Source organism: Mesorhizobium sp. L103C119B0 (assembly GCF_000502235.1).
Taxonomy (GTDB): domain Bacteria; phylum Pseudomonadota; class Alphaproteobacteria; order Rhizobiales; family Rhizobiaceae; genus Mesorhizobium.
This window is the reverse complement of record NZ_AYXE01000017.1, coordinates 1-24861: the sequence shown is the minus strand read 5'-3', so window position 1 is coordinate 24861 and position 24861 is coordinate 1. Positions and strand designations below refer to the sequence as shown.

The window sequence follows — 24861 nt, the reverse complement described above, 5'->3', positions numbered from 1 at the left end:
GGGCAAAAAGGAAAGCGCGATGGACGATCATGGTGAATCGGCGGCGCTTGCTGCCGGGCTTTCCGGAGCCTTGACGGAATTCGGCCATCGGCTGATGGCGCGGGTCTACTATGCCGACACCGACTTCTCCGGCGTCGTCTACCACGCGCGCTATCTCGAATTCTTCGAGCGCGGCCGCTCGGACTATCTCAGGCTGGCGGGCGTCCACCACACAGAACTTCACGAAGGCAAGCACGGCGAACGGATCGTCTGGGTGGTGCGGCGGATGGAGATAGATTTCCGCTCGCCTGCCCGCATGGACGACATCCTGACCATCGACACATCAACGCAGGATATTTCCGGCGCCCGCATCGTCATGGCGCAGCAATTGAAACGCGGGACAGAGGTTCTGGTCGAAGCAAAGGTCGAGGCGGCGATCATCGGCGAGAACGGCCGGCCGAAGCGCTTTCCGAAAGAATGGATCGCGGCCTTTCTACCAGGAGCAAGCTGATATCCAGGCCTGCCGGCCGGCAACGAGCGGCCAATCGGCAGCGCATTCGATTGTGGATGGATGGCCCGCGTCGTGCCTTGGCGCGGCAATGCGCCGCGCCATATTTCCTAACCCATCCTTAACCATAACGGTTCATGAAGAGATCGGTGAAGATTGGAAGAATCCGCGCGCCTTCCTTTCACCAATATTTGCCCTGAAAAGGCCGCCAACGGTGCATTTGGGGTTAATCCGGAAGCCAAGCGCGAACGGACCACAAGGGATGCCCATGGGCCAGCCGCCAGCGATGCCCGGAAAATCTTAAGGACTGAAGCATGGAAACTACCGCACTCGCCGATCCGGCAGCGCAATTGTCGATTTGGGCGCTGTTCACACAGGCCAGCTGGGTGGTCAAGCTGGTCATGATCGGTCTGCTCTGCGCCTCGGTCTGGACCTGGGCGATCATCGTCGACAAGCTGGTCAGCTATGCCCGCATGCGTCTGTCGCTCAATCGCTTCGAACAGGTGTTCTGGTCGGGGCAGTCGCTGGAAGAGCTCTATCGCACGCTTGCCGACCGCAAGACCACGGGCATGGGTGCGATCTTCGTTGCGGCCATGCGCGAATGGAAGAAGAGCTTCGAGAAGGGGGCCAAATCGCCGCTCGGCCTGCAGACCCGCATCGACAAGGCGATGGACCTGGCGTTGACGCGCGAGATGGAGAAGCTGGAGGGCCGTCTCGGCTTTCTCGCCACCACTGGTTCGGCCGCACCCTTCATCGGCCTGTTCGGCACCGTCATTGGCATCATGACCTCGTTCCAGGCGATTGCCGGTTCGAAGAACACCAGTCTCGCGGTTGTTGCACCCGGCATTGCCGAAGCGCTGCTGGCGACGGCCATCGGTCTTCTCGCCGCCATACCGGCGGTTATCGCCTACAATAAGCTGTCATCCGACGCGAACAAGATCGCCGTGCGGATGGAAGGGTTCTCGGACGAGTTCTCCGCCATACTCTCGCGCCAAATCGATGAAAAAGTAGCGCCTAAGGGCTGAGGTAAGAAGATGGGTATGTCGGTTGGCATGGCAGGACGCGGCGGACGCGGACACAGGCGACGCGGCCGCCACCATGCATTGATGTCGGAAATCAACGTCACGCCGATGGTCGATGTGATGCTGGTGCTCTTGATCATCTTCATGGTCGCCGCACCTATGTTGACGGTCGGCGTGCCGGTCGACCTGCCGGAGACTAAGGCCAAGGCTATGAACGCCGACACCCAGCCGATCACCGTTTCGATCGACGCGGCCGGCAAGATTTTCCTGCAGGAGACCGAAATCCCAAGGGAAGAGCTGGTCGCCAAGCTGCAGGCGATTTCCAAGACCGGCTACGAAGAGCGCATCTTCATCCGCGGCGACAAGGCGACCAACTATGGCGCCGCGATGGAGGTCATGGCCCTCATCCAGGCCGCCGGCTACAAGAATATCGGCCTGATTTCACTGCAGCAACAGGATCAGTAGACGCACGATGAAGACCGGCCTCACCACATCGGTGATACTGCATACGGTGGCACTGGCTTTCGGCCTGTTCACCCTGTCGGCGCCGGCCGCGCTGCCGTCCACGGATGTCGAGTCAATAGCGGTCGACATCGTTCCCATGGAAGCCATTGCGCAGACGCTGCAGGGCGACAAGAAGGCGGTGATGCACGAAAAGCCGGCGCCGATGCCGACCAAGCGTCCCGACATCGTGCCAGATGGACAGAAAATCGGCGAGAACAGCGTTGATACCGACAAGCCGGTGACGGACGAGCCTAAGCCGAAGCCGGTGGAGAAAACAGCGACGGCTGCTCCGGCGCCGACGCCGACCGAAAAGCCGAAGACCGAGGACACGCCGAAGCCAAAGGAAGCGCCGAAGCCGACACCTGCGACGGAGGTGGCGCCGGAGCCGCAGCCGAAGGAAGAGGTCAAGCCCGAGCCGGTGAAGCAGGTTGAACCGAAGCCGACCCCGGTGAAGGAGCCTGCACCAACACCGCAGCCGGACACGACCGCCGCCATAGAGCCGAAGCCACGCGTGAAGCCCGATGCGGTCGCCGAAGCCATATCGGATCAGCAGCCTCTGGAAGAAGCGCAGCTTCCGACTTCCGCTCCTGCTCCCGAAGCACGGCCGAGGCCGCAGCCGGCGCAGGCCGAAAGCGCGAAGGCACCGGACCGCAAGGACGCTGACAAGCCAGTCAAGGAAGCCTCGTCGAAGCCGAAGTCGGATGACAAGCAGTTCAATGAGGCTGACATCAAGGCTTTGCTCGACAAGCAGAAGCCATCCGGCGGCGGCGCCAAGCGCTCGACCCAGCAGGCATCGCTAGGCGGCGACAAGGATCAAGGCCAGAAGCTGTCGAAGTCCGAGCAAGGGGCATTGGAAGAACAGCTCGGTGGCTGCTGGACCCTCCCGGTTGGGCTTGAGGGTTCTGAGGATTTCACCGTGGTGATCCGTTTCAGCCTGGATGCCTCCGGCAAGCTGGAGGGCCGTCCGACCGTCGAGAAGTCCAGCGGCAACCCCCAATTCGACAGCAGCGCGGTTCGCGCTGTGCAGAAATGCGATGTCGCCGGCCTGCAGGTGCCCGCCGGAAAGCATGACATTTGGTCCGACGTTCGCGTCAACTTCGATCCCAGAGCGATGCTTGGCCTGTAGCCTGAGCACCCAGAAATCAGCAAGAGAAGCGAGAAGACATGAAATCCATCCTCAAGCCGCTCCTGATGGTCGCCGCGATGGCGATGGGCATGAACGCCGTCGTCACCTTGCCTGCTCGAGCAACCCTCGAGCTCAACGTCAACAAAGGCAATGTCGAACCGATGCCGATCGCCATCCCAGATTTCCAGGGAGGGCTCGGCGCGCAGATTTCCGAGATCGTCACCGCCGACTTGAAGCGCTCCGGTCTCTTCGCACCGATAGACAAGAACGCCTTCATCGAGAAGATCGCCAATCCGGATGCGCAGCCCCGTTTCGACGACTGGAAGGTGATCAATGCGCAGGCGCTGGTCACCGGCAGCGTGAGCAAGGAGGCGGACGGCCGAATCCGCGCCCAGTACCGACTATGGGATATTTTTGGCAACCAGCAGATAGCCGGGGAGCAGTTTTTCGCCAACGACGCAAATCAACGCCGTGTCGCCCACATCATCGCCGATGCGATCTATGAGAAGCTCACCGGCGAGAAGGGCTATTTCGACACACGCGTCGTCTTCATCGACGAATCCGGCGCCAAGAATGCGCGCAAGAAGCGGCTCGCCATCATGGACCAGGACGGCGCCAATGTGCGCTATCTCTCCGATGGCCGCTCGATCGTGCTGACGCCGCGTTTCTCGCCGAACCGGCAGGAAATCACTTACATGTCGTACGAAAGCGGCCAGCCGCGGGTCTATCTGCTGCAGATCGAGACCGGACAGCGCGAACTGGTCGGCAACTTTCCCGGCATGACCTTTGCGCCGCGCTTCTCGCCCGACGGCCAGAAGGTGATCATGAGCCTGCTGCGCGATGACGGCAATTCCAACATCTTCGCCATGGATCTGCGAAGCCGCTCGACCACCCGGCTGACCAACTCGACCGCCATCGACACCTCGCCCTCTTATTCGCCCGACGGCAGCAAGGTGGTATTCACTTCCGATCGTGGCGGCCGTGCGCAGATTTATGTGATGGGCGCCGACGGCTCGGGCCAGACCCGCATTTCGTTCGGCGACGGCGTCTATTCGACGCCGGTGTGGTCGCCGCGCGGCGACCTCGTCGCCTTCACCAAGCAGACCGGCGGCGAATTCCAGATCGGCGTCATGAAGACCGACGGTTCGGGCGAGCGCATCCTCTCCTCGGGCTTCCAGCAGGAGGGACCGACCTGGGCGCCCAACGGCCGCGTGCTGATGTTCTTCCGCGACTCCGCCGGCGGCCCAAAACTGGTTTCCGTCGATCTCACCGGCCGCAACGAACAGTCGATCCCGACCGCGAATTTCGCGTCGGATCCCGCCTGGTCGCCGCTGCTGGAGTAGGTTCGGCCGAATTGCCACACCTGCTAAAAAGGGGCCCGTTTGGCCCCTTTTCCATTCATTGGTCGCGTTTCGGCCGCATTTCCGCCTAGGGTCCGCGCCAACTGTGACCGTGGATTTGAAGGTCGTGGACGGACGATCGAAACCAAACATTAACCGTATTTCTTGAATGCCGGTTAACCCAAACGTGGTTACTGGGTGATCAACGAAATCACTCGAAATACGATCACTCGAATACGAAGGAGAGGCGGCATGGGCCGTATCGCAGCACTTACCAGAAACCCGGCGATGATCGCCCTGATCGCGATGCTCGCCATCACCGGTTGCGCCTCGAAGAAAACCCCGAACAACGCTGCCGATCTCGGCCTCAATGGCGCGGGTGCCGCAACGCCGGGCTCGGCGCAGGACTTCACCGTCAACATTGGCGACCGCATCTTCTTCGACACGGACTCGACGGCAATCCGCGCGGATGCGCAGACGACGCTGTCGCGCCAGGCGCAGTGGCTCAACCAGTACAAGCAGTACGCCATCGTCGTCGAAGGCCATGCCGACGAACGTGGCACACGTGAATACAATCTGGCTCTCGGCGCCCGCCGCGCCGCCGCCACTCGCGACTTCCTGGTCGCCAGGGGCGTCTCGGCGAGCCGATTGAAGACGATTTCCTACGGCAAGGAACGTCCGGTCGCGGTCTGCGACGACATCTCCTGCTGGTCGCAGAATCGCCGCGCGGTCACCACGCTCTCCGGCGCCGGCTCCTGATAGGCAAGACGGCGGCGCCTTAGTCGCATAATTGCAACACCTCCATGCGAAAGGCGGCCTTGTGGCCGCCTTTTTCACTTTCGGCCCCGGAAACAAACCCGGAAACAAAATTTGGCCGAAGTCTCGCCTCCTGCTAAGAGCCGAGGGCGTCGTGCCGGTCCCACTTTGATCGGAAGGCGCGAACAGGCTCACGATTTTCACGGCGAGAGGCACATGCATTTCAGATCGGTCTTGAGCGGCACGCTTGCGCTGCTGCTCGTATCAGGCTTCGCGGCTTCTGCGAGCGGCACCGGACAACCCGCGGATAGCGGCTTTTCCTTCCATCTGCCGACGCTCGGCATTTTCGGCAAGAAGGAGAAGCCGGAGCAGCAACAGATCGCGCAGCAGCAGGACGGCACCGCCGCCGCGGGGCTGGAAGATCAGCTCCGGCAGATGAACGGCAAGCTCGAGGAACTCAACTTCCAGATCCTGCAGATGCAGGAGCAGATGCGCAAGCAGCAGGAAGACAACGAGTTCCGCTTCCAGCAGTTGGAAGGCGGCTCCAGCGGGCAGCCGCCGGCCCAGAAGAAATCGGAGGCCGCGCCGCAGGACGGTGGCGCGGGCACCGGCGTCGCCGAGGCCCCGGCAGACCAGGCGCCGGCCGATGCCGGCGCGCAGCCGGATGGCGGCCAGAGCGTCGGCGAGGTCATCGTCGAATCGCAGACCGGCGATCCCGGCAAGGTGATCAACGGCACGCCGCCCAAGACCTTCGGCACCATTACCGTCGACAAGAACGGCAATGTAATCGACGCCGGCGGTAACACGCAGGCAGCGGCGCCGGCGGAAGGTGCGGCCCCCGCCGCCGAGGCGCCGGCTACCGGGGCTAAGACCGGCAAGTCCGACGGCACGGTGGTGGCGGCGCTGCCTGCCACCAACAACCCGGAAGAGATCTACCGCAACTCCTACCAGTTCATCCTGTCGGGCGACTACAGCACCGCCGAGCAGGGTTTTCGCGACCACATCGCCCGGTTCCCGAAGGACGCCAAGGCGGCGGACGCGCATTACTGGCTTGGCGAATCGCTGCTTGGCCAGCAGAAGTATCATGACGCTGCCGAGGTTTTCCTCTCCGCCAGCAAGGACTATCCGAAGGCCAAGAAGGCGCCTGACATGCTCCTGAAGCTTGGCGTGTCGCTGGTCGGCCTCAAGCAGAAGGATGTCGCCTGCGCCACCTTCGGCGAGATCGGCAAGCGCTATCCCGATATTTCGGCCGCGCTCAAGGAACGCGTCAAGCAGGAGAGGGCGCTGGCGGCGTGCTAGTCTTTGCCGTGTTGTCCCAGAACCGGGACCACTTTTGCGCGACATGCATTGATGCTCGATACCGAGCCTGACCTTTCGAATTTTTCGCAGATCGACTTTACCAACGGCGCGCTTGCGGCCGTGTCCGGCGGCAGCGACTCGACCGCCCTCCTTCTTCTCCTCAAGGCTCACCTCGACCGCAGCGCCCCGACAGCCCGGCTGCTGGCGGTGACGATCGACCACGGCCTGCGTCCGGAAGCAGCAGCCGAAGCGCGCAGCGTGGCAAAGCTTTGTGCCGAGCGCGGCATCGCGCACCGGACGCTCAACTGGTCCGGCGCCAAGCCGTCGGCCGGCCTGCCCGCGGCGGCGCGCGAGGCGCGCTACCGGTTGCTGGCCGAGGCAGCGCAGGCGCAAGGCATTGGTGTGATCGTGACCGGCCACACCGCCGACGACCAGGCCGAGACCGTCCTGATGCGAGCCGCGCGGAATGACGGGCGAGAGCTTGCAGGCCGAGGTCTCGCCGGCATGGCGCCTGCCACCCTCTATGACTGGCGGATCTGGATCGCGCGGCCGCTGCTCGGCGCTCGGCGCGCGGCGTTGCGCGCCTTCCTGCAGCGCGAACATGTCGGCTGGGCGGAGGATCCGACCAACATCGACACGAATTTCGAACGCCCGCGCATCCGGGCCGTGCTCGGCGAAGACCGGAGCGGGCAGCGTTTTGCCGAAGCGATCGGCCTGGCCAGGCGGGCCGCCGGCGAGCGCGAACAACTCGGTCGCCGCGCCGCCGCCCTGATCGGTGAATTTGCCAGCCGGCCGGCGAGGGGTCTCATCCGTCTCGATCCCGGTCTTGCCGAAGCTGACGACACGCGAGCCGCGGTCTATGCGCTGCGTGTCCTGCTGGCGGCGACGGGCGGCACCGCCTTGTCGCCGGACCAGGCGCGCAGCGAAGCGCTGTTCGAGCAAATGCGGGCCGGTCGGCTTTGCGCCACATTGTCGCGGGCGGTCGTCGATATCAGGCGAAACGGCATCTTCCTGCGCCGTGAATCGCGCGACCTGCCGCGTTCCGCGCCGGTAGCTGGCGCTCTGCTTTGGGACGGTCGCCGGCGGATCACGCCACACATCGAAGCCGGGGCGATCACATTGGACGACAGTCCGGGTGCATGGTTGATCGCGCCGCTTGGCGCCGCTGCCGCCGCCAAAACGCCGATTGCCGGGGATGGCGCGCCGCCAAGCCTTGTGCGCGCCGCCCTGGCTGCGGAACCGGCGCTGTGGCGCGGCGGCGAATGCCGTGGTTTTGCAGGGGATGTAGCGGCGGCGCCGGCAATCGCCGTCAGCCCGGTCGTTGCGCCCTTTGCCCGTTTCCTGCCGCGCTTCGATCTGGTGTTGGCGCAGGCCGTGGCCGAGTTGATCGGCGCACCGCCTGTCCCGGCTTGCCCTTTGGCCGCCACAGTGCCGGTTGATCATGGCGCGAAAGCTTAACCCAGACGTGCTGTTATGCTTGGCAAGGGGGGGCGCTCTCCCTATGTTAGGCGCAAGTTTCCTCTCATGACGCGTGTCCCAGCGGGCACCAACGGGACAATTGATGAATCCGAATTATCGCAATCTCGCGCTCTGGGCGATCATAGCGGTCCTGCTCATTGCTCTCTTCAATCTGTTCCAGACGCCGCAGACTCGCGGGGCCTCGACCGACGTTCCCTATTCGCAGTTCCTGCAAGAGGTCGCGGCCGGCCGGGTCAAGACGGTGGTCATCGCCGGCGCCCGCATCACGGGCACCTACGCCGACAACGCCAATGGCTTCCAGACCTATTCGCCTGGCGATCCGCAGCTGGTCTCGCGGCTGCAGGACAAGAACGTCACCATCAATGCGCGGCCTGAGTCGGACGGTTCCAACTCGCTGTTCAGCTATCTGATCTCCTACCTGCCGATGATCCTGATCCTGGGCGTGTGGATATTCTTCATGCGCCAGATGCAGTCCGGCTCCGGCCGCGCCATGGGTTTCGGCAAGTCGAAGGCCAAGCTTCTCACTGAGGCGCATGGCCGCGTCACCTTCCAGGATGTCGCCGGCGTCGACGAGGCCAAGGAAGATCTGGAAGAGATCGTCGAGTTCCTGCGCGATCCGCAGAAGTTCCAGCGCCTCGGCGGCAAGATCCCGCGCGGCGTGCTTCTGGTCGGACCTCCCGGCACCGGCAAGACGCTGCTCGCCCGCTCCGTCGCCGGCGAAGCCAATGTGCCGTTCTTCACCATCTCCGGTTCGGACTTCGTCGAGATGTTCGTCGGCGTCGGCGCAAGCCGTGTGCGCGACATGTTCGACCAGGCCAAGAAGAATGCTCCCTGCATCATCTTCATCGACGAAATCGACGCTGTCGGCCGCCATCGCGGCGCCGGCCTCGGCGGTGGCAATGATGAGCGCGAACAGACGCTGAACCAGCTGCTGGTCGAGATGGACGGCTTCGAGTCCAACGAGAGCATCATCCTGATCGCCGCCACCAACCGGCCCGACGTGCTCGACCCGGCGCTGCTGCGTCCGGGCCGTTTCGACCGCCAGGTGGTGGTGCCGAACCCCGACATCGTCGGTCGTGAGAAGATCCTCAAGGTGCATGTGCGCAACGTGCCGCTGGCGCCGAATGTCGACCTCAAGGTGATAGCACGCGGCACGCCGGGCTTCTCGGGCGCCGACCTGATGAACCTGGTCAATGAATCCGCTCTGATGGCGGCGCGCCGCAACAAGCGCCTTGTCACCATGGCCGAGTTCGAGGACGCCAAAGACAAGATCATGATGGGCGCCGAGCGCCGCTCGTCGGCCATGACCCAGGCCGAAAAGGAACTCACGGCCTATCACGAGGCCGGCCACGCCATCCTGGCGCTCAACGTGCCGTCGGCCGATCCGCTGCACAAGGCGACCATCATCCCGCGCGGTCGCGCGCTCGGCATGGTCATGCAGCTGCCGGAAGGCGATCGCTATTCGATGAGCTACAAATACATGATCTCGCGGCTTGCCATCATGATGGGCGGCCGCGTCGCAGAGGAGTTCAAGTTCGGCAAGGAGAACATCACCTCCGGCGCCTCTTCGGACATCGAGCAGGCGACAAAGCTGGCGCGCGCCATGGTCACGCGCTGGGGCTTCTCCGACAAGCTCGGCCATGTCGCCTATGGCGACAACCAGGAAGAGGTTTTCCTCGGCCATTCGGTGGCGCGCACGCAGAACGTCTCGGAAGAGACCGCGCAGATCATCGACGCCGAAGTGCGCCGGCTGATCGACGAGGCCTATGTCACGGCCAAGTCCATTCTGACCAAGAAGAAGAAGGAATGGATCGCTCTGGCGCAGGGCCTGCTCGAATACGAGACGCTTTCGGGCGAAGAGATCAAGCAGCTGATCGCCGGGCAGAAGCCCGCGCGAGATTTGGGGGATGACACCCCCACAAGCCGCGGCTCGGCTGTGCCGAAGTCCGGCCGCCGCAAGAAGGGTCCCGAGCCCGAAGGCGGCATGGAGCCTCAGCCGTCGAGCTGAGCTGACATCACTTGATGCAAGAAAACGCCGCGGCTCAATCCGCGGCGTTTTGCTGTTCAGGGTCTCTCAAATAGCATGCGGGACGGATGCATTTGCTTTGCCGGGGCGCACACCGTCAGTCCGGCCAGCATGTTGCTTGCCCCATCTGGCCAGCGGGATCAGGGCATTGTCCAGCTCGATGCCGAATTCGGTAATCGAGTATTCGACCCTCGGCGGCACCTCGGGAAAGATTTCGCGATGGACGATGCCGTCGGCCTCCATTTCGCGCAGCTGTTGGATCAGCATCTTTTCGCTGATGTCAGGCACCAGCCGCTTCAGCTCACCGAATCGTGCCGGCGCCTTGTGAATCTGCCAGAGCAGTAGCGCCTTCCATTTGCCGCCGATGACCTCCAGCGCCGGCCCCAATCCGCAACTATCTGGCTGTTTCTTTCCCATGTTTCATCCAATTCTGAGCAATCGGTGGGTAGCTTACATTTTTGTCGGTACTTGAGAAAAACCAAGCCGGTCCATAGCTTCAAACCAGCTCGCCGGCATCGGCGAACACCACAACATCATATCGGTACCTCGCTTCGACCTGCAAAGGCCGTCGGCGGCCGGATTTTGTCAAAAACGGATGGATCATGACACGATACGCAAACAAGAAGGCCGTTGTCATCGGCGGGACGCACGGCATGGGGCTCGCCGTTGCCGAAGCCCTGATCGAAAGCGGCGCCGAGGTCCTGGTCACCGGCCGCGACCAGCGCAACATCGAGGCCGCGCGAGCCAAGCTGCTTTCGCGAGCTCATGTCGTGCGGTCCGATATCTCAGACATGGCCGATATCGTCACGCTCGGTGCCGAAGTGGGGCAGAAGCTTGGCCAGATCGACTTCCTTCACGTCAATGCCGGGGTGGCCAATCTCGAACCCGTCGAGCGGGTCACCGAGGACAGTTACGATCGCACCTTCGACATCAACACCAAAGGCGCTTTCTTCACCGCGCAGCGCCTGCTGCCCCTCATCAGGGATGGTGGCGCCATAGTCTTCACCTCGTCGATCGCCGACGAATCCGGCACTGGCGGCATGAGCGTCTATTCCGGATCGAAGGCGGCACTGCGCGCCTTCGCCAAGGTCCTGGCCGCCGAGCTTCTGCCGCGCCGGATCCGCGTGAATGTGGTCAGCCCTGGTTTCATCGATACGCCGACGATGGGTGTGGCCGACGCCTCGGCCGAGGAGCGGGCCGCCTTCATGGCGATCGGTGACGCGGTCACGCCGATGAAGCGCCACGGCACGATGGAGGAGGTGGCGCGCGCAGTGCCGTTCCTGGCGTTCGACGCGACCTTCACCACGGGCGCGCGGCTGACCGTGGACGGTGGCCTTGGCCAGGACCTGACCCCGTCACCGGCGTAACCGCGCAACCAAACCAAGGAGAAGCAGAATGAGCGACATAACAGTAATCGGTCTCGGCGCCATGGGCACTGCGCTTGCCGAAGCCTTTCTGAACCAGGGACATGCGGTGACGGTGTGGAACCGTTCTCCGGCAAAGGCTGAGGCTTTGGCAGCCAAGGGCGCCATTGTGGCCAAGAGTGTCGAGGAAGCCGTCAGATCGAGTCCACTGATCGTGGCGTGCCTGCTTGTCTATGACACCGTTCGTGAGGTGCTCGGCGCAAGCCGAGAGGCGCTGTCGGGCCGCACATTGGTCAATCTCACCAACGGCACGCCCGAGCAGGCGCGGGCGATGTCGGGCTGGGCGGTGAGCCAGGGCGCCAGCTATATCGACGGCGGCATCATGGCGGTGCCGCCGATGATCGGCGGGCCGCACGCCCTGATTCTCTACAGCGGTTCGCGCCAGGCGTTCGATGCCTGTTCGGGGCAGCTCGGAGCGCTCGGCACCAGCAAATTCCTCGGTGAGGATGCTGGGCTCGCGCCGCTCTATGATATCTCGCTTCTGACCGGCATGTACGGCATGTTCGCGGGCGTTCTGCAGGCGTTGGCATTGACGGGCGCAGCAGGGATCCCGGCCGGCGAGTTCATGCCGCTGCTGGCCTCCTGGCTTCAGTCGATGCAAGGCCTGCTGCCGAAATGGGCGGAACAGATCGACAGTGGCGATCACACCAGCAATGTCGTTTCCAACCTGGGCATGCAGGCTGATGCCTACGTCAATCTCATCGATGCCAGCAGGTCGGCTGATGTCAGCACCGAACTCGTCCTGCCGATGCAAAGCCTGATGAAGCGCGGGGTGGCTGCCGGCCAGGCCGATGCCGATCTTACAAGCCTGGTCGCACTGCTCTCGAAACAAGGCGCTTGACGGGGCAAGACCCAAGAGAAGGCCCGCCAACCTTTGCGGTTGGGGGCCTTCGATCTTCAAACGCTGCTGGTCGATCAGCTCTTCAGCTTGGCGTTGCAGAGGCTGTAATAGCCGCCGCCCTTCTGGATCCAGCGAAGGCCGTTCAACGTACCCGCGTCCTTGTTGCCGTGGTAGCCCTGCAGGCAGGTCTTCATCCGCGCCTTCGAGGGCTTCTCGGTCTTGAATTCGGCCGCGAGGGTGGTCGGGAATGTCACGCCCGTCGGCGCTACAGCGGGGGCGACCGCCGCGCTGGTTTCCTTCTGCGGCTGCGGCTCGGTTTTGACCGCATCCGCATTGGCACTCTCCGCAGCTGACGTCGCACACTTCTCGGTGCGGAAAGCGGTCCAATCCATGCCGTTCAGAGTGCCGCCTTCCTTGGCTGTGCGATAGGCCTCGCCGCATTCCTTCATTGTCAGTGCGCTTGCAGGGGTGACGCTCCACGCAATCCATGCCGTCACAGCCAATGCCGCCAATTTCAATCTGGACATAAGACCCTCCTGGTTGACAAAAGTTCGATGTCCTTTTGTATGCCATTTGTTCTGCATATGTTCAATTGAAATCTTTGCGAACCACCGATATGTCTGGGGTGGGCAGTGTGGGCGAATAGATGATGCCGACAGCTCCCGCGATATGTAGACGTCGATCAACGCCGGGTGTGTTCGAGCGCAATAAAAAGGCCCGCGCATGCTGCGATGCGCGGGCCTCTGTCTGGAGAATATGGCTACGCGATCAGCTCTTCAGCTTGGCATTGCAGAGGCTGTAGAAGCCGCCGCCCTTCTGGATCCAGCGCAGGCCATTCAGCGTGTTGGCGTCCTTATTGGCGTAGTAGAGCTCGAGGCAGGTGTGCATGCGGCCCTTGGCCGGCGTCTCGCCGGCGTATTTCTTCGAGATCGCGGCCGGGAACTTCACGCCCTTGGGAGCGGTGACCGATGGCTTCTCGGGCTCGCTGGTATAGGTCGCCTCGCTCGGAGCGGGCACGGTGTCGTCGTCATCTGCGCCTGCGCCGCATTCGGCCTTGCGGAAGTCGTTCCACTTCTTGCCGCCCAGAGTATTGGCAGACTTGGCAGCCTGGTACTTGGCGCTGCAATCGGCCATGCTCAGGCCCTTGCCGCTGCTGTCGGCAGCTGCCTTGGTGGTTCCCTTGGCGGGTGCTGCCGCGGCCGAGGCCCCGGCGGCGCATTCGGTCTTGCGGAAGTCGTTCCACTTTGCGCCATTGAGCGTACCGGCGGCCTTGGCAGCCTGGTATTTAGCGCTGCATTCCTTGGCCGTCAGAGCCTTGGCGCCGTCATCAGCAGCGGCGGCGGCCTTGGTCGTGTCCATCTTGGCCGCAGCGGCCTTCTTGGCCGCCGGCTTTGCGGTCTCGGTGGTGGCCGCCGCGTCGGTGCCGCACTCGGCCTTCCGATACTGATTCCAGGTCTGCCCGTTCAGCGTGCCGGCGTCCTTGGCGGCATTATACTTGGTACTACACTGGGCCATGGTCAGCGCGCTGGCGGGCGCCGCCATGAACAAGGTTGCGACGGCAAGACCCGTCAAAGTTGCAAGTCGGTGGATGAGCATGGCGTTCTCCCGTTGCTGCGCCCATAGGTTGTACCTGTGTCAATCAATAGCTCTCAACGCTAGGCTGCGCCAGATGCTAAACGGCGTTCTCCCGATAAGGTGATGGACCCTTGCGATCTGCCCCTCCAACAGTCCGGCTTACCGGCCCAATCTGCGCAGTGTGGCCCAGTGTGAATGCTATATTGCGGCAACACCGTGTCATGATACGCTGCCAACGCTCCGAACAGCCTGCTACAATGATTTTCTAAGAATTGGTAATATACAATCACACAATGTGATAGTCGGGCTCGGACCAATTGTGGCATTACGAGCCGGCTGAAAACCGACGGGGATTCTGGCAAGCATGGCAGGACGTTATTTTGGCACCGACGGCATTCGCGGGCGCGCCAACAAGTTTCCGATGACGGCTGAGATCGCGATGCGGGTCGGCATGGCCGCCGGCCTGTCGTTCCAGCGCGGCAGCCATCGCCACCGCGTCGTGCTCGGCAAGGACACCAGGCTGTCCGGCTACATGATCGAAAACGCCATGGTGTCCGGCCTGTGCGCGGCCGGCATGGATGTGTTCCTGCTCGGCCCGATCCCGACACCGGCGGTCGCCATGCTGGTGCGCTCGCTGCGCGCCGATATCGGCGTCATGATCTCGGCCTCGCACAACCCTTATTACGACAACGGCATCAAGCTGTTCGGTCCGGATGGCTACAAGCTCTCCGACGAGATCGAGGAGCGCATCGAGAGCATGCTCGACAAGGATATCGAACTGGCGCTCGCCGATTCCGACGGGCTCGGCCGCGCCAAGCGCGTCGACGGCGTGCATGACCGCTACATCGAATTCGCCAAGCGCACGCTGCCGCGCTCGATGTCGCTGTCGGGTCTCAGGATCGTCGTCGATTGCGCCAATGGCGCAGCCTACAAGGTGGCGCCCGCCGCACTTTGGGAACTGGGCGCCGAGGTCATTGCCATCAATGTCGATCCGAACGGTTTCAACATCAACAAGGAATGCGGCTCGACCCATCCGGCCGGCCTGCAGAAGAAGGTGCATGAAGTGCGCGCCGATATCGGCATCGCACTCGACGGCGATGCCGACCGTGTCGTCATCGTCGACGAGAACGGCACCATCGTCGACGGTGACCAGATCATGGCGCTGATCGCCGAGTCCTGGCACCAGAGCGGGCGACTGGCCGGCGGCGGCGTCGTCTCGACGGTGATGTCCAATCTCGGCCTCGAACGCTTCCTTGGCGACATGAAGCTGCAGCTGCATCGCACCAAGGTCGGCGACCGCTATGTCGTTGAGCATATGCGCGCGCACGGGTTGAATGTCGGCGGCGAGCAGTCGGGCCACATTGTGCTGTCCGATTTCTCGACCACTGGCGACGGGCTGGTCTCGGCTCTGCAGGTGCTGGCCTGCATCAAGCGGCAGAACCGGCCGGTCAGCGAATTGTCGAAGAAATTCGAGCCGGTGCCGCAACTGTTGAAGAATGTCCGCATCGCCGGCGGCAAGCCGCTTGAAGAAGCCTTGGTCAAGGCGGCGATCGAAGATGCGCGCAACCGTCTAGGCAAGGCCGGCCGCCTGGTTATCCGGCCCTCGGGCACCGAGCCGCTGATCCGCGTCATGGCCGAGGGCGACGACCCACAGCTGGTCGAGGCCGTGGTCAACGACATCGTCGACATCATCTCGGAAACGCGCAGCGCCGCCTGATTGCGCTGCCTCCGACGGGAGGGGCGAACTGCCGGCTCAAGACTTCAAGCCCGCCTGCAGGCGGGCTTTTTGTTTCGGCCAGGGTTGGTCCCAGCGTCATGCCGGCGGAGGCCGTTTGCTAAAATGTCGAGAATTTGTGGTTAATCGACAGGGTTAAACGCCTTTTAACTTTTGCAATTCATTATCCACAACTGAGGTCAAACAAATTCGAGCGGATTCAAAGTTCCGACGGGTTCTCAGGGGTGACAAACATGTTCAATACAGCAAAAAGGGCTTTCCTTGCCGCGCTGTTCGCAGGCGTGGCCGGGCCAGTATTCGCCGCCGATCTGGCGGAGCCGCCAGTGGTCGAAGAGGCGCCGGCGCCGATCGCCTATGAACAGCCGGCCGATTTCGGCGGCTGGTACATCCGCGGCGATATCGACTATCACTGGTCGAAGTTCCGCGGTGGTGACTACACCACCTACAGCCCGGCACCGCCCCAACTCCCCGGTTCGTTCGCCTCCGGCAAGTTGAAGAGTTCCTTCTCGGCCGGCGCCGGTGTCGGTTACCAGGTCAACCGGTACTTCCGCACCGATCTGACCTTCGACTGGATGGGCAAGTCCAATTTCCGCGGCTCGACCAATGGTTTCTGCGGCGGCGGCATAGCTTGTACCTCCGTCGACACATCGTCCTATTCGGCGATGCTGCTCCTGGCCAATGCCTATGTCGATATCGGCACCTGGCACGGCGTGACGCCCTATGTCGGCGCCGGCATCGGTGGTGCCTGGGTCAAGTGGGATACGCTGCACAATACCGATCTCGATGGCTCCTTCGAGCACAGCGGCGGCAAGGGCTGGCGCTTTGCCTATGCCCTCATGGCCGGCGCCTCCTACTGCCTGACCGACCGGGTCAAGCTCGATCTCGGCTATCGCTACAGCCACATCAATGGTGGCAAGATGTTCAACTACGCCTCCGACAGCGATGTCGGCCCGGGCTTCGATCGCGGCATCAACGTGCACGAAGTGCGCGGCGGCCTGCGCTACCAGTTCGGCCGGTCGGACTGCGCCCCGCCGCCGGAGCCCTACGTTCCCGAACCGGAGCCGGTCTACACCAAGTAGTCGCTTCGAAATCCAGGAATTTGCGAACCGCCCGGCCATGCCGGGCGGTTTTTGTTTGCCGATTGCGGTGCACTTCCAGGCCGCGGCGTGCGGAGAGAAAGCCTATCGAAATCAAATCGGTAACGTCGCGTTATCCTTAACCCGCACTTAACCACTATGGTTAACAATGCCCACTGAAACGGCGCTTGCGATCAAAATGAAGAGCGCCAATTTCAGGAGCCGGGGACCCATGAATTTCAAATTGCTGACAGCGCCGGCACTTGCCGCACTCGCGCTTGCGCTGCTGACGCCGGCGCAAGCCGCGGACTACGATCCGCCGATCTATGTCGATCAGGCGCCGGACTATCAACCGGTCGAGGTCGGCTCGGGCTGGTATCTGCGCGGCGATGTCGGCTACGCGTTCAGCCATCCCTTCGAGCATGAGGAAGCGACAACCGGCCCGCTTAACAGCTTTACCGATGAGAGCAGCCTTTTCACAGGCAGTTTCGGTATGGGGTATCATGTCAACGACTATCTTCGGGTCGAGCTGAACGGCGGGATTCTTCCGACCGACAAATTCGGGGAACACGCCAAGTTGGCAGCCACTTGCGACGGCCATACGCTTGTGGACGACGGTTTTGGCACCATCAATTCCGTCGCGGCTACGCAGGCATGCGATCTTTCCGACAATGCTTCCAACAAAGGCTACAGCATCATGGCCAATGGCTATGTCGATCTCGGCACCTATGTTGGAATCACTCCATATCTTGGCGGAGGGGTCGGTGTCGCATACAATAAATATTACAGGAGCATTGGGGCGAAGGATTGCGTGGAAGTGGCCCCCAATTCGTCCGGCACGGGCGGGTTCTCTTGTGATGATCCGGCCGGTTACGAGGGTGCAACGGATAAGGAGGGCAAATTCAACCTTGCCTATTCGATCGGGGGCGGTCTTTCCTATCAGGTGGCCAAGAACGTGTCGGTTGACCTTGGCTACGAATATTTCTCGGTGCCGGGCGCCAAATACGTCGCTTATGACAGCGGCGCCTTCAACATCCACAAGGGCATCAATTATCAGACGGTCAAGCTCGGGCTGCGCTACGACCTCTGGTAGGCTGGCTGCAGATACGAAACCCGACGGCGGATCTCTTCGATCCGCCGTTTGCGTTTGGGCTCACGACATCCTGATCCCGGACTGCTTCTATCTTGTCAGCGACAAAAACTTTCCTCTTGACGCCTGAGGGCTGAACGCATATCGCCGTCCGTGGGCCACCCCTCCCCAACGAGGGGCCACTATCTGGAAGGATAGACCACGATGACGACGCATACGAAGCCCGGACTCCGTCCGGCAAATCCCAATTTCTCCTCAGGTCCCTGCGCAAAACGCCCCGGCTGGTCGGTCGAGGCGCTGAAGAATGCCGCGCTCGGCCGTTCCCACCGCGCCAAGATCGGCAAGACCAAGCTCGAACAGGCGATCGAGCTGACTCGCGAAATTCTCCAGGTTCCGGCGGATTACCGTATCGGCATCGTGCCGGCGTCGGACACGGGTGCTGTCGAGATGGCGCTGTGGTCGCTGCTCGGTGAACGCGGTGTCGACATGGTGGCATGGGAAAGCTTTGGCTCGGGCTGGGTGACCGATGTCGTCAAGCAGCTGAAGCTCGCCGATATCAGAAGGATCGAGGCAGGCTATGGCGAACTGCCGGATCTCACCAAGATCGATTTCGACCGCGATGTGGTCTTCACCTGGAACGGCACGACCTCAGGCGTGCGCGTGCCGAATGGCGATTTCATACCGGCGGATCGCAAGGGCCTGACCATCTGCGATGCCACCTCAGCGGCATTCGCGCAAAAGCTCGATTTCCAGAAGCTCGATGTCGTCACCTTCTCCTGGCAGAAAGTGCTGGGCGGCGAGGGCGCACACGGCATGCTGATCCTGTCGCCTCGCGCCGTCGAGCGACTGGAAACCTACAAGCCGGCGTGGCCGCTGCCGAAAATCTTCCGCCTGACCTCGGGCGGCAAGCTGATCGAAGGCATCTTCAACGGCGAGACCATCAACACGCCGTCGATGCTGTGCGTCGAGGACTATCTCGATGCGCTTCATTGGGCGAAGTCGATCGGCGGTCTCGATGCGTTGATTGCCAGAGCCGATGCCAATGCCGCCGTGCTCGATGGCTTTGTCGACAAGTCGTCCTGGCTCGGCCATCTCGCGGTCGATGCGGCGACACGGTCCAACACGTCCGTATGTCTGTCCTTCACCGACGCCGATGTCGCGGCGCTCGACGCCGACGGGCAGGCGGCTTTCGCCAAGGCGATCGTCTCTATGCTCGACAAGGAAGGCGTCGCGTACGACATCGGATCCTATCGCGATGCACCTTCCGGCCTGCGCATCTGGTGCGGTGCCACCGTCGAGACATCCGATCTCGAGGCGCTGCTGCCTTGGCTCGACTGGGCCTTCGCCACGCAGAAGGCTTCGCTGAAGGCCGCAGCCTGAGATTTCGTGGTGGCCTGCGGGCCGCCCTTTCCCGACAATCCAGTTCAAGGAGGCCGCCATGGCGCCCCGCGTTCTCGTCTCTGACAAACTCTCCACCACCGCCGTCCAGATATTCAAGGACCGCGGTATCGAGGTCGACTATTTGCCCGATCTCGGCAAGGACAAGGAAAAGCTGCTCGAAGTCATCGACCAGTATGATGGTCTTGCCATCCGCTCGGCGACCAAGGTCACGGAAAAACTGATCAACGCAGCGACAAGACTCAAGGTCGTCGGCCGCGCCGGCATCGGTGTCGACAATGTCGACATCCCCGCGGCGAGCCGCAAGGGCATCATCGTGATGAACACGCCCTTCGGCAATTCGATCACCACGGCCGAACATGCGGTGGCCATGATCTTTGCACTCGCCCGGCAGATCCCGGAGGCCAATGCCTCGACCCATGCCGGCAAATGGGAAAAGAACCGTTTCATGGGCGTCGAGATCACCGGCAAGACGCTGGGTGTCATCGGCTGCGGCAATATCGGCTCGATCGTCGCCACGCGCGGCGTCGGCCTGAAGATGCATGTCGTTGCCTTCGACCCGTTCCTGTCGGACAAGCGCGCCGAGGAACTCGGCGTCGACAAGGTCGAGCTGGACGAGCTTTTCGCCCGCGCCGATTTCATCACGCTGCACACGCCGCTGACCGACAAGACGCGCAACATCATCGACGCGGCGGCGATCGCCAAAATGAAGAACGGCGTGCGCATCATCAATTGCGCGCGTGGCGGGCTCATCGTCGAAGCCGACCTGGTCGCGGCGCTGAAGAGCGGCAAGGTGGCGGGCGCCGGCGTCGATGTGTTCGAGGTCGAACCGGCGGAGAACAACGCGCTGTTCGGCATGGAGAATGTGGTGGCAACGCCGCATCTCGGCGCCTCGACAGCGGAAGCACAGGAAAATGTTGCGCTGCAAGTAGCCGAGCAGATGGCCGACTATCTGATCAAGGGTGCGGTTTCGAATGCCATCAACATGCCCTCGATCACGGCCGAGGAAGCACCGCGGCTAAAGCCGTTCGTCAAGCTCGCCGAAGTGCTCGGCGCCTTTGTCGGCCAGGTCACCGAGGACCCGATCAACGAGGTCGAGATCCTGTTCGACGGCTCGACCGCGACGATGAACACGCGCGCCCTGATCAGTGCGACGCTCGCCGGGCTGATCCGGCCGCAGGTCGCCGACGTCAATATGGTGTCGGCGCCGATCATGGTGAAGGAGCGCGGCATCATCGTCGCCGAGGTCAAGCGCGACAAGTCGGGCGTGTTCGACGGCTACATCAAGCTGACGGTGAAGACCGAGCACATGACGCGCTCGATCGCCGGCACCTGCTTCTCCGACGGCAAGCCGCGCTTCATCCAGATCAAGGGCATCAATCTCGACGCCGAGGTCGGCCAGCACATGCTCTACACAACCAATGCCGATGCGCCCGGCATTATCGGCCTGCTCGGCACGGTGTGCGGCGAGAACGGCGTCAACATCGCCAACTTCCAGCTCGGCCGCAACCGGCCGGGCGGCGACGCGATCGCGCTGCTCTATCTCGACGCGCCGTTCCCGGAGAAAGTGCTGGAACAGGTCAAGGCGCACAAGTCCATCGACTCGGCCAAGCGGCTGCAGTTCGACGTCAACGCAATGTAGTTGACGGCGTGGCGGATGCGGCGGTCCTCCCCCCATCATTGGGGCGGCCGTCGCAGAGGCCGGTTCAGGTCAATTCGTCTGAGCCGTCGGAGACGCCCACGCGATGCCGATAGACCAGTTCCCAGCCCTTCCACCCTGTAAACAGCAGGATCAGAACCACGATCAGCGATAAGATAAAGCCGGTCGGGATCACAGCCGCCGCTCCACCGGCATAACGCGAGTACCAGTTATAAAGCTCGATCAGCACGACGAGCACGTTGCCGCCGGCATGGAGCCATGCCGTCGTGAGATTGCGGATCTGAACATCGCCGAGAACATCCGTCAGGCCGGTAAGAGCGGCCAAGGCGCCCATGATCAGGCCGGCGCCGAGAAGCCAAAGCGATCCGGTGACCCACCCGGGATCGGCTGTTTGCCAGAAAATCAGATCGCAAACGAAGGTGCCGACAAAGAAGGCGATCGGAAACGGAATCAGCATTGGATGAATGGGGTGACCGGCAATGCTTGCTGTGCTGCGAGGGTTATGGCTCATCTTGTTGCCTCCCACGCAAGCAAACTCCGCCAGAGGTAAAATGTTCCAGGTCGGCGCGCGGCAGCAGTTATCGCGACGGCGGCGCAGCGCGGCAGCAGCCAAATGTTATCCGCGGCGGTTCGGTGCCGCCATCTTGCGCCCGCTGTATTCGGCGAGCGAAATGCCGCCCAGCACCAGGACGAGCGCCAGCGCCTGGTAGAGCTGGAATGTCTCGCCGACGATCAGCACTGACAGCAGCGTGCCGAAGATCGGCACCAGATTGATGAACAGCCCGGCACGGTTGGCGCCGATCAGTTCGTTGCCCCGGATGTAAGTGATCTGCGAAATGACCGAAGCGCCGATCGCGGTATAGACGATGACCACCCAGCCGCTGATATCGGGGACGATAACCTTGCCGGCGGCGACCTCCCACAGGAAGAACGGCAGCGAGGTGATGAGGGCAGCGATCGCCAGGGACAACATCAGGCTCTGCCAGCGCATGACCGGCTTCAGCCGCAGCCCGACCGAATAACCGCTGTAGAGGACGACCGCGACCAGCATGATGGCGTCGCCGAAATTGAGTTCCAATGTGAGCAGCCGGCGCGGATCGCCGTGGCAGGCAGTCAAGATGACACCGAAGATGGTCAGCACCACGCCCGCAATCTGAGCCCAGCTCACGCGCAGGCGGAAGAAGAAGAAATTGGCAATGATGATCAAGACCGGCATCGCCGCCTGTTCGATCGAGACATTGATCGCCGTCGTGTAGTTGAGCGCGGTGTAGAAAATGGTGTTGAACAGAGTGAAGCCGCTGGCGCCAAGTGCAGCCAGGACGAACCAGTGTTTGCGCACCACCGGCCAGTCCTCCCTGATCGTGCGCCAGCCGATCGGCAGCAGGATCGCGACGGCCAGCACCCAGCGCAGGAAGACCAGCGTCATCGGCGAGACGTGACCGACCGCCAGCTTGCCGGCGACGGAATTGCCGCCCCACAGCAAGGTGGTCAGCAGCAGGAACAGGTAGGCGCGTCGATGCATGCGGGATTCCGGCCGCCTGGGAAGTTGTGTTTGCCGGCCTATTGCCCCCGCCGACGCAAGTAAATGATGTCAAAGCCGAAAATTGTTGTGCCTCAGGGCATTTTCGACGGCAAAGAAAGGTCGCGCTTGCGAGGTCTTGACGCTATAGAGGCCTGTCGTTTCGAACCATATCCAGGCCGCCAGGGCGGCATCTCAAGGGAAAAGAAACATGGCCAATGTGGTGGTCGTCGGCTCGCAATGGGGCGACGAAGGCAAGGGCAAGATCGTCGACTGGTTGTCGGAGCGCGCCGACGTGGTCGTGCGCTTCCAGGGCGGCCACAATGCCGGCCATACGCTGGTCGTCGATGGCAAGGTCTACAAACTGTCGCTGCTGCCGTCGGGCGTGGTGCGGCAAGGCAAGCTGTCGATCATCGGCAATGGCGTCGTCTTCGACCCGCACGCCTTTGTCGCCGAAGTGGCAAAACTCAAGGCGCAAGGCGTCGAGGTCACGCCGGACCGCCTGAAAATAGCCGAAAACACCGCGCTTATCCTGTCGCTGCACCGGGAGCTGGACGGATTCCGCGAGGACGCCGCCTTCAATTCCGGGACGAAAATTGGCACGACGCGTCGTGGCATCGGCCCAGCCTATGAAGACAAGGTGGGCCGGCGCGCGGTTCGGGTGATGGATCTGGCGGATTTGGAAACGCTGCCCCTCAAGGTCGACAGGCTGCTGACGCATCACAATGCGCTGCGTCGCGGGCTTGGCCATGGCGAAGTCACGCATGAGGCGATCATGACCGAGCTGACCTCGGTCGCCGATGAGATCCTGCCCTATATGGACCGCGTCTGGAAAATCCTCGACGACAAGCGCCGCGCCGGCGAACGCATCCTGTTCGAGGGCGCGCAAGGCACGCTGCTCGACATCGACCACGGCACCTATCCGTTCGTCACCTCGTCCAACACCGTTGCCGGCCAGGCAGCCGCCGGCTCGGGGGTGGGCCCCGGCGCCATCGGCTATGTCCTGGGCATCACCAAGGCCTATACGACGCGTGTCGGCGAAGGCCCGTTCCCGACCGAGCAGAAGAACGAGATCGGCGAATTTCTCGGTACGCGTGGCCACGAATTCGGCGTCGTCACCGGGCGCAAACGCCGTTGCGGCTGGTTCGACGCCGTGCTGGTGCGCCAGGCCGTCGCCGTCAACGGTATCAAGGGCATCGCCCTGACCAAACTCGACGTGCTCGACGGGCTGGATGAGATCAAGGTCTGCACCGGCTACCGTCTCGACGGCGAAACGATCGACTATCTGCCGGCCAGCCAGGGCGCGCAGGCGCGTGTCGAGCCGGTCTACGAGACGCTCGAAGGCTGGAAAGGCACCACAGCCGGCGCGCGCAGCTGGAACGACCTTCCGGCGCAGGCCGTCAAATATGTCCGTTACATCGAGGAGCTGATCGGGGCACCCGTCGCGCTCCTTTCCACCAGCCCGGAACGGGACGACACGATACTTGTGACCGATCCGTTTCAAGACTAGTTTTCTGAAGCCTTTCCGGGCATCGCGGCCGATTTGCGGGGGCCGGCGCGGAAACAAAATACAGGTCGACTGAAGCATGGCAGATTTCGTTGCTATTCTGAAAAAGGCGCTCGACAAGCACGGCGACGAAACGCCCGAAAAGCGTACGCGGATCTATGAAAGCGTTCGTACCATGCTGGCAAAGAAGCTTGCGGAGTATTCGCCGCCGCTGGCCGCCGAAGCCATAAGCACGCAGAAGCGATCCCTGGAAGATGCCATCTCGAGCGTCGAGCGCGACTATGCCAGGGCGGTGCCGGCATCCGATCCGCTGGCGGAGCTGGAGCACATCTTCTCCTCCATAGACCGCAACAAGAACCAGTCCAGTCATGTAAAGCCTTCCGCCACGCCTGCGCCGGCCTGGCAGCCGGCGAAACCCGTGCAGCCGGCGCCGACCGCCAGGACAGAGCCGAGCTGGCAGAGGCCCGCGCCGACACCGCCGTCGCCTGCGGCGCGTGCAGAAACCATCGACAAGCAAGCCGTGGAGCTGGACGCCGACGACGACAGCGCCGATGTGTTCGCCAATGACGAGCAGCCGGTCGCGGACACGTTCCAGCGCCTGCGCCCAGCCGAGCGCAGGCGCAGCTATGGCGGGTTGATCGCGGCTGTCGTCGCGCTTCTGGTGGTCGCCGGCGGCGGCTATGGCATCTGGCTGAACAAGGATGCCTTTGGCTCGATGCTGGGCCTCGGCGGCGACACCAAGACGGTCTCGACCGAACCGCTGGTAAAGCCGGCGCCGGCCAAGCCCGCGGCCGATGCACCGGCACCGGCCGCTGCCGGCGAGGGAACGAAGTTCACCCAGCGCCTGTCGCCCGAAGGCGGTGAAACCGACCCCGGTCCCGCGGCCGGTCAAAGCGGCATCGGCGAGGGCGAGTCCGTCGCCGCGCTGACCACACCGCCACCCCCGGCTCCAGCGCCACCTGCGGCTCCAGCGCCTGCGACCCCGCCGGCCGGCGAC

Annotated in this window: 21 protein-coding genes and 2 pseudogenes; 18 read left to right on the top strand and 5 right to left on the bottom strand. The window is 62.7% G+C overall.

Translation table 11 applies throughout. The features are described from left to right. Positions 1–19 precede the first annotated feature (19 nt). From ybgC to ftsH, 9 genes are all read left to right on the top strand, one after another. Entirely contained in the window at positions 20–490 is a 471-nt protein-coding gene (gene ybgC, locus X728_RS142725; protein WP_023700290.1) for a tol-pal system-associated acyl-CoA thioesterase, read from the top strand. Positions 491–801: 311 nt separating this feature from the next. Next, positions 802–1512: a protein TolQ gene (gene tolQ, locus X728_RS142730; RefSeq protein ID WP_023673844.1), complete on the top strand. Its 711-nt coding sequence runs from the start codon at positions 802–804 to the stop codon at positions 1510–1512. A 9-nt stretch (positions 1513–1521) separates the two neighbouring features. After that, the gene (gene tolR, locus X728_RS142735; RefSeq protein ID WP_023673843.1) at positions 1522–1974 is read left to right on the top strand and encodes a protein TolR; all 453 of its coding nucleotides are present in this window, start codon (positions 1522–1524) and stop codon (positions 1972–1974) included. A gap of 7 nt (positions 1975–1981) precedes the next feature. Continuing rightward, positions 1982–3139 (top strand): energy transducer TonB, encoded by a 1158-nt coding sequence (locus X728_RS142740; protein WP_023832591.1) that lies wholly within the window; start codon positions 1982–1984, stop codon positions 3137–3139. A 38-nt stretch (positions 3140–3177) separates the two neighbouring features. Further along, the gene (gene tolB / locus X728_RS142745; RefSeq protein WP_023673841.1) at positions 3178–4482 is read left to right on the top strand and encodes a Tol-Pal system beta propeller repeat protein TolB; all 1305 of its coding nucleotides are present in this window, start codon (positions 3178–3180) and stop codon (positions 4480–4482) included. 249 nt (positions 4483–4731) lie between these two features. After that, positions 4732–5238 carry a peptidoglycan-associated lipoprotein Pal gene (gene pal / locus X728_RS142750; protein WP_023684182.1) on the top strand — a complete coding sequence of 169 codons (507 nt, stop codon included), beginning with the start codon at positions 4732–4734 and terminating at the stop codon, positions 5236–5238. A gap of 213 nt (positions 5239–5451) precedes the next feature. Next, on the top strand, positions 5452–6534 hold the full coding sequence (ybgF, locus tag X728_RS142755; protein WP_023737859.1) for a tol-pal system protein YbgF: 1083 nt from the start codon (positions 5452–5454) through the stop codon (positions 6532–6534). A 51-nt stretch (positions 6535–6585) separates the two neighbouring features. Beyond that, positions 6586–7992 carry a tRNA lysidine(34) synthetase TilS gene (gene tilS / locus X728_RS142760; protein ID WP_023832590.1) on the top strand — a complete coding sequence of 469 codons (1407 nt, stop codon included), beginning with the start codon at positions 6586–6588 and terminating at the stop codon, positions 7990–7992. A 103-nt stretch (positions 7993–8095) separates the two neighbouring features. Beyond that, entirely contained in the window at positions 8096–10021 is a 1926-nt protein-coding gene (gene ftsH, locus X728_RS142765; protein WP_023673598.1) for an ATP-dependent zinc metalloprotease FtsH, read from the top strand. A gap of 66 nt (positions 10022–10087) precedes the next feature. Here the strand turns inward: ftsH and X728_RS142770 are convergent, their stop codons facing one another. Beyond that, the gene (locus X728_RS142770; protein ID WP_348625642.1) at positions 10088–10426 is read right to left on the bottom strand and encodes a helix-turn-helix domain-containing protein; all 339 of its coding nucleotides are present in this window, start codon (positions 10424–10426) and stop codon (positions 10088–10090) included. 215 nt (positions 10427–10641) lie between these two features. On the opposite strand from X728_RS142770, the gene X728_RS142775 reads away from it, so the two are divergent. Beyond that, a complete protein-coding gene (locus X728_RS142775) occupies positions 10642–11406 on the top strand; it encodes an SDR family oxidoreductase (protein WP_023832588.1) in 765 nt (254 codons plus the stop codon). 19 nt (positions 11407–11425) lie between these two features. Further along, positions 11426–12304, top strand: a pseudogene (locus tag X728_RS142780) (NAD(P)-binding domain-containing protein); the annotation flags it as partial. 74 nt (positions 12305–12378) lie between these two features. On the opposite strand, the gene X728_RS142785 reads toward X728_RS142780, so the two are convergent. Next, positions 12379–12831, bottom strand: a complete 453-nt coding sequence (locus X728_RS142785) for a hypothetical protein (protein WP_023744990.1) — start codon at positions 12829–12831, stop codon at positions 12379–12381. A gap of 241 nt (positions 12832–13072) precedes the next feature. After that, a complete protein-coding gene (locus X728_RS142790; protein ID WP_023832586.1) occupies positions 13073–13900 on the bottom strand; it encodes a hypothetical protein in 828 nt (275 codons plus the stop codon). A 343-nt stretch (positions 13901–14243) separates the two neighbouring features. On the opposite strand from X728_RS142790, the gene glmM reads away from it, so the two are divergent. The 5 genes from glmM (at position 14244) to serA (ending at position 20820) form a co-directional block, all read left to right on the top strand. Further along, positions 14244–15596: a phosphoglucosamine mutase gene (gene glmM, locus X728_RS142795; RefSeq protein WP_023704880.1), complete on the top strand. Its 1353-nt coding sequence runs from the start codon at positions 14244–14246 to the stop codon at positions 15594–15596. A 251-nt stretch (positions 15597–15847) separates the two neighbouring features. After that, positions 15848–16693, top strand: coding sequence for an outer membrane protein (locus X728_RS142800; RefSeq protein WP_023711972.1), 846 nt, complete (start codon positions 15848–15850; stop codon positions 16691–16693). Positions 16694–16922: 229 nt separating this feature from the next. After that, complete coding sequence (locus X728_RS142805) at positions 16923–17783, top strand: outer membrane beta-barrel protein (protein WP_023694608.1); 861 nt, start codon at positions 16923–16925, stop codon at positions 17781–17783. A gap of 201 nt (positions 17784–17984) precedes the next feature. Next, the gene (locus X728_RS142810) at positions 17985–19160 is read left to right on the top strand and encodes a phosphoserine transaminase (RefSeq protein WP_023726191.1); all 1176 of its coding nucleotides are present in this window, start codon (positions 17985–17987) and stop codon (positions 19158–19160) included. A 58-nt stretch (positions 19161–19218) separates the two neighbouring features. Continuing rightward, positions 19219–20820, top strand: coding sequence for a phosphoglycerate dehydrogenase (gene serA / locus X728_RS142815; RefSeq protein WP_023726192.1), 1602 nt, complete (start codon positions 19219–19221; stop codon positions 20818–20820). A gap of 64 nt (positions 20821–20884) precedes the next feature. On the opposite strand, the gene X728_RS142820 is transcribed toward serA, so the two are convergent. Beyond that, on the bottom strand, positions 20885–21349 hold the full coding sequence (locus X728_RS142820; RefSeq protein WP_023726193.1) for a DUF2231 domain-containing protein: 465 nt from the start codon (positions 21347–21349) through the stop codon (positions 20885–20887). Positions 21350–21454: 105 nt separating this feature from the next. Next, positions 21455–22360 carry a DMT family transporter gene (locus X728_RS142825; RefSeq protein WP_023699181.1) on the bottom strand — a complete coding sequence of 302 codons (906 nt, stop codon included), beginning with the start codon at positions 22358–22360 and terminating at the stop codon, positions 21455–21457. A 208-nt stretch (positions 22361–22568) separates the two neighbouring features. Between X728_RS142825 and X728_RS142830 the strand changes: the two genes are divergently transcribed. Both X728_RS142830 and X728_RS142835 read left to right on the top strand, forming a co-directional pair. After that, positions 22569–23867, top strand: a complete 1299-nt coding sequence (locus X728_RS142830; protein WP_023832585.1) for an adenylosuccinate synthase — start codon at positions 22569–22571, stop codon at positions 23865–23867. Positions 23868–23943: 76 nt separating this feature from the next. Next, positions 23944–24861, top strand: a pseudogene (locus tag X728_RS142835) (hypothetical protein); the annotation flags it as partial.

Excerpts from the sequence above, each read along its gene's own strand:
- pal (WP_023684182.1), top strand. The coding sequence starts at position 4,732 with ATGGGCCGTATCGCAGCACTTACCAGAAACCCGGCGATGATCGCCCTG.
- ybgF (WP_023737859.1), top strand. The coding sequence starts at position 5,452 with ATGCATTTCAGATCGGTCTTGAGCGGCACGCTTGCGCTGCTGCTCGTA.
- X728_RS142830 (WP_023832585.1), top strand. The coding sequence starts at position 22,569 with ATGGCCAATGTGGTGGTCGTCGGCTCGCAATGGGGCGACGAAGGCAAG.
- tolQ (WP_023673844.1), top strand. The coding sequence starts at position 802 with ATGGAAACTACCGCACTCGCCGATCCGGCAGCGCAATTGTCGATTTGG.
- X728_RS142810 (WP_023726191.1), top strand. The coding sequence starts at position 17,985 with ATGACGACGCATACGAAGCCCGGACTCCGTCCGGCAAATCCCAATTTC.
- X728_RS142790 (WP_023832586.1), bottom strand. The coding sequence starts at position 13,900 with ATGCTCATCCACCGACTTGCAACTTTGACGGGTCTTGCCGTCGCAACC.
- X728_RS142825 (WP_023699181.1), bottom strand. The coding sequence starts at position 22,360 with ATGCATCGACGCGCCTACCTGTTCCTGCTGCTGACCACCTTGCTGTGG.
- tolB (WP_023673841.1), top strand. The coding sequence starts at position 3,178 with ATGAAATCCATCCTCAAGCCGCTCCTGATGGTCGCCGCGATGGCGATG.
- glmM (WP_023704880.1), top strand. The coding sequence starts at position 14,244 with ATGGCAGGACGTTATTTTGGCACCGACGGCATTCGCGGGCGCGCCAAC.
- X728_RS142800 (WP_023711972.1), top strand. The coding sequence starts at position 15,848 with ATGTTCAATACAGCAAAAAGGGCTTTCCTTGCCGCGCTGTTCGCAGGC.
- ybgC (WP_023700290.1), top strand. The coding sequence starts at position 20 with ATGGACGATCATGGTGAATCGGCGGCGCTTGCTGCCGGGCTTTCCGGA.
- X728_RS142805 (WP_023694608.1), top strand. The coding sequence starts at position 16,923 with ATGAATTTCAAATTGCTGACAGCGCCGGCACTTGCCGCACTCGCGCTT.
- X728_RS142740 (WP_023832591.1), top strand. The coding sequence starts at position 1,982 with ATGAAGACCGGCCTCACCACATCGGTGATACTGCATACGGTGGCACTG.
- X728_RS142785 (WP_023744990.1), bottom strand. The coding sequence starts at position 12,831 with ATGTCCAGATTGAAATTGGCGGCATTGGCTGTGACGGCATGGATTGCG.
- tolR (WP_023673843.1), top strand. The coding sequence starts at position 1,522 with ATGGGTATGTCGGTTGGCATGGCAGGACGCGGCGGACGCGGACACAGG.
- X728_RS142775 (WP_023832588.1), top strand. The coding sequence starts at position 10,642 with ATGACACGATACGCAAACAAGAAGGCCGTTGTCATCGGCGGGACGCAC.
- serA (WP_023726192.1), top strand. The coding sequence starts at position 19,219 with ATGGCGCCCCGCGTTCTCGTCTCTGACAAACTCTCCACCACCGCCGTC.
- tilS (WP_023832590.1), top strand. The coding sequence starts at position 6,586 with ATGCTCGATACCGAGCCTGACCTTTCGAATTTTTCGCAGATCGACTTT.
- ftsH (WP_023673598.1), top strand. The coding sequence starts at position 8,096 with ATGAATCCGAATTATCGCAATCTCGCGCTCTGGGCGATCATAGCGGTC.
- X728_RS142820 (WP_023726193.1), bottom strand. The coding sequence starts at position 21,349 with ATGAGCCATAACCCTCGCAGCACAGCAAGCATTGCCGGTCACCCCATT.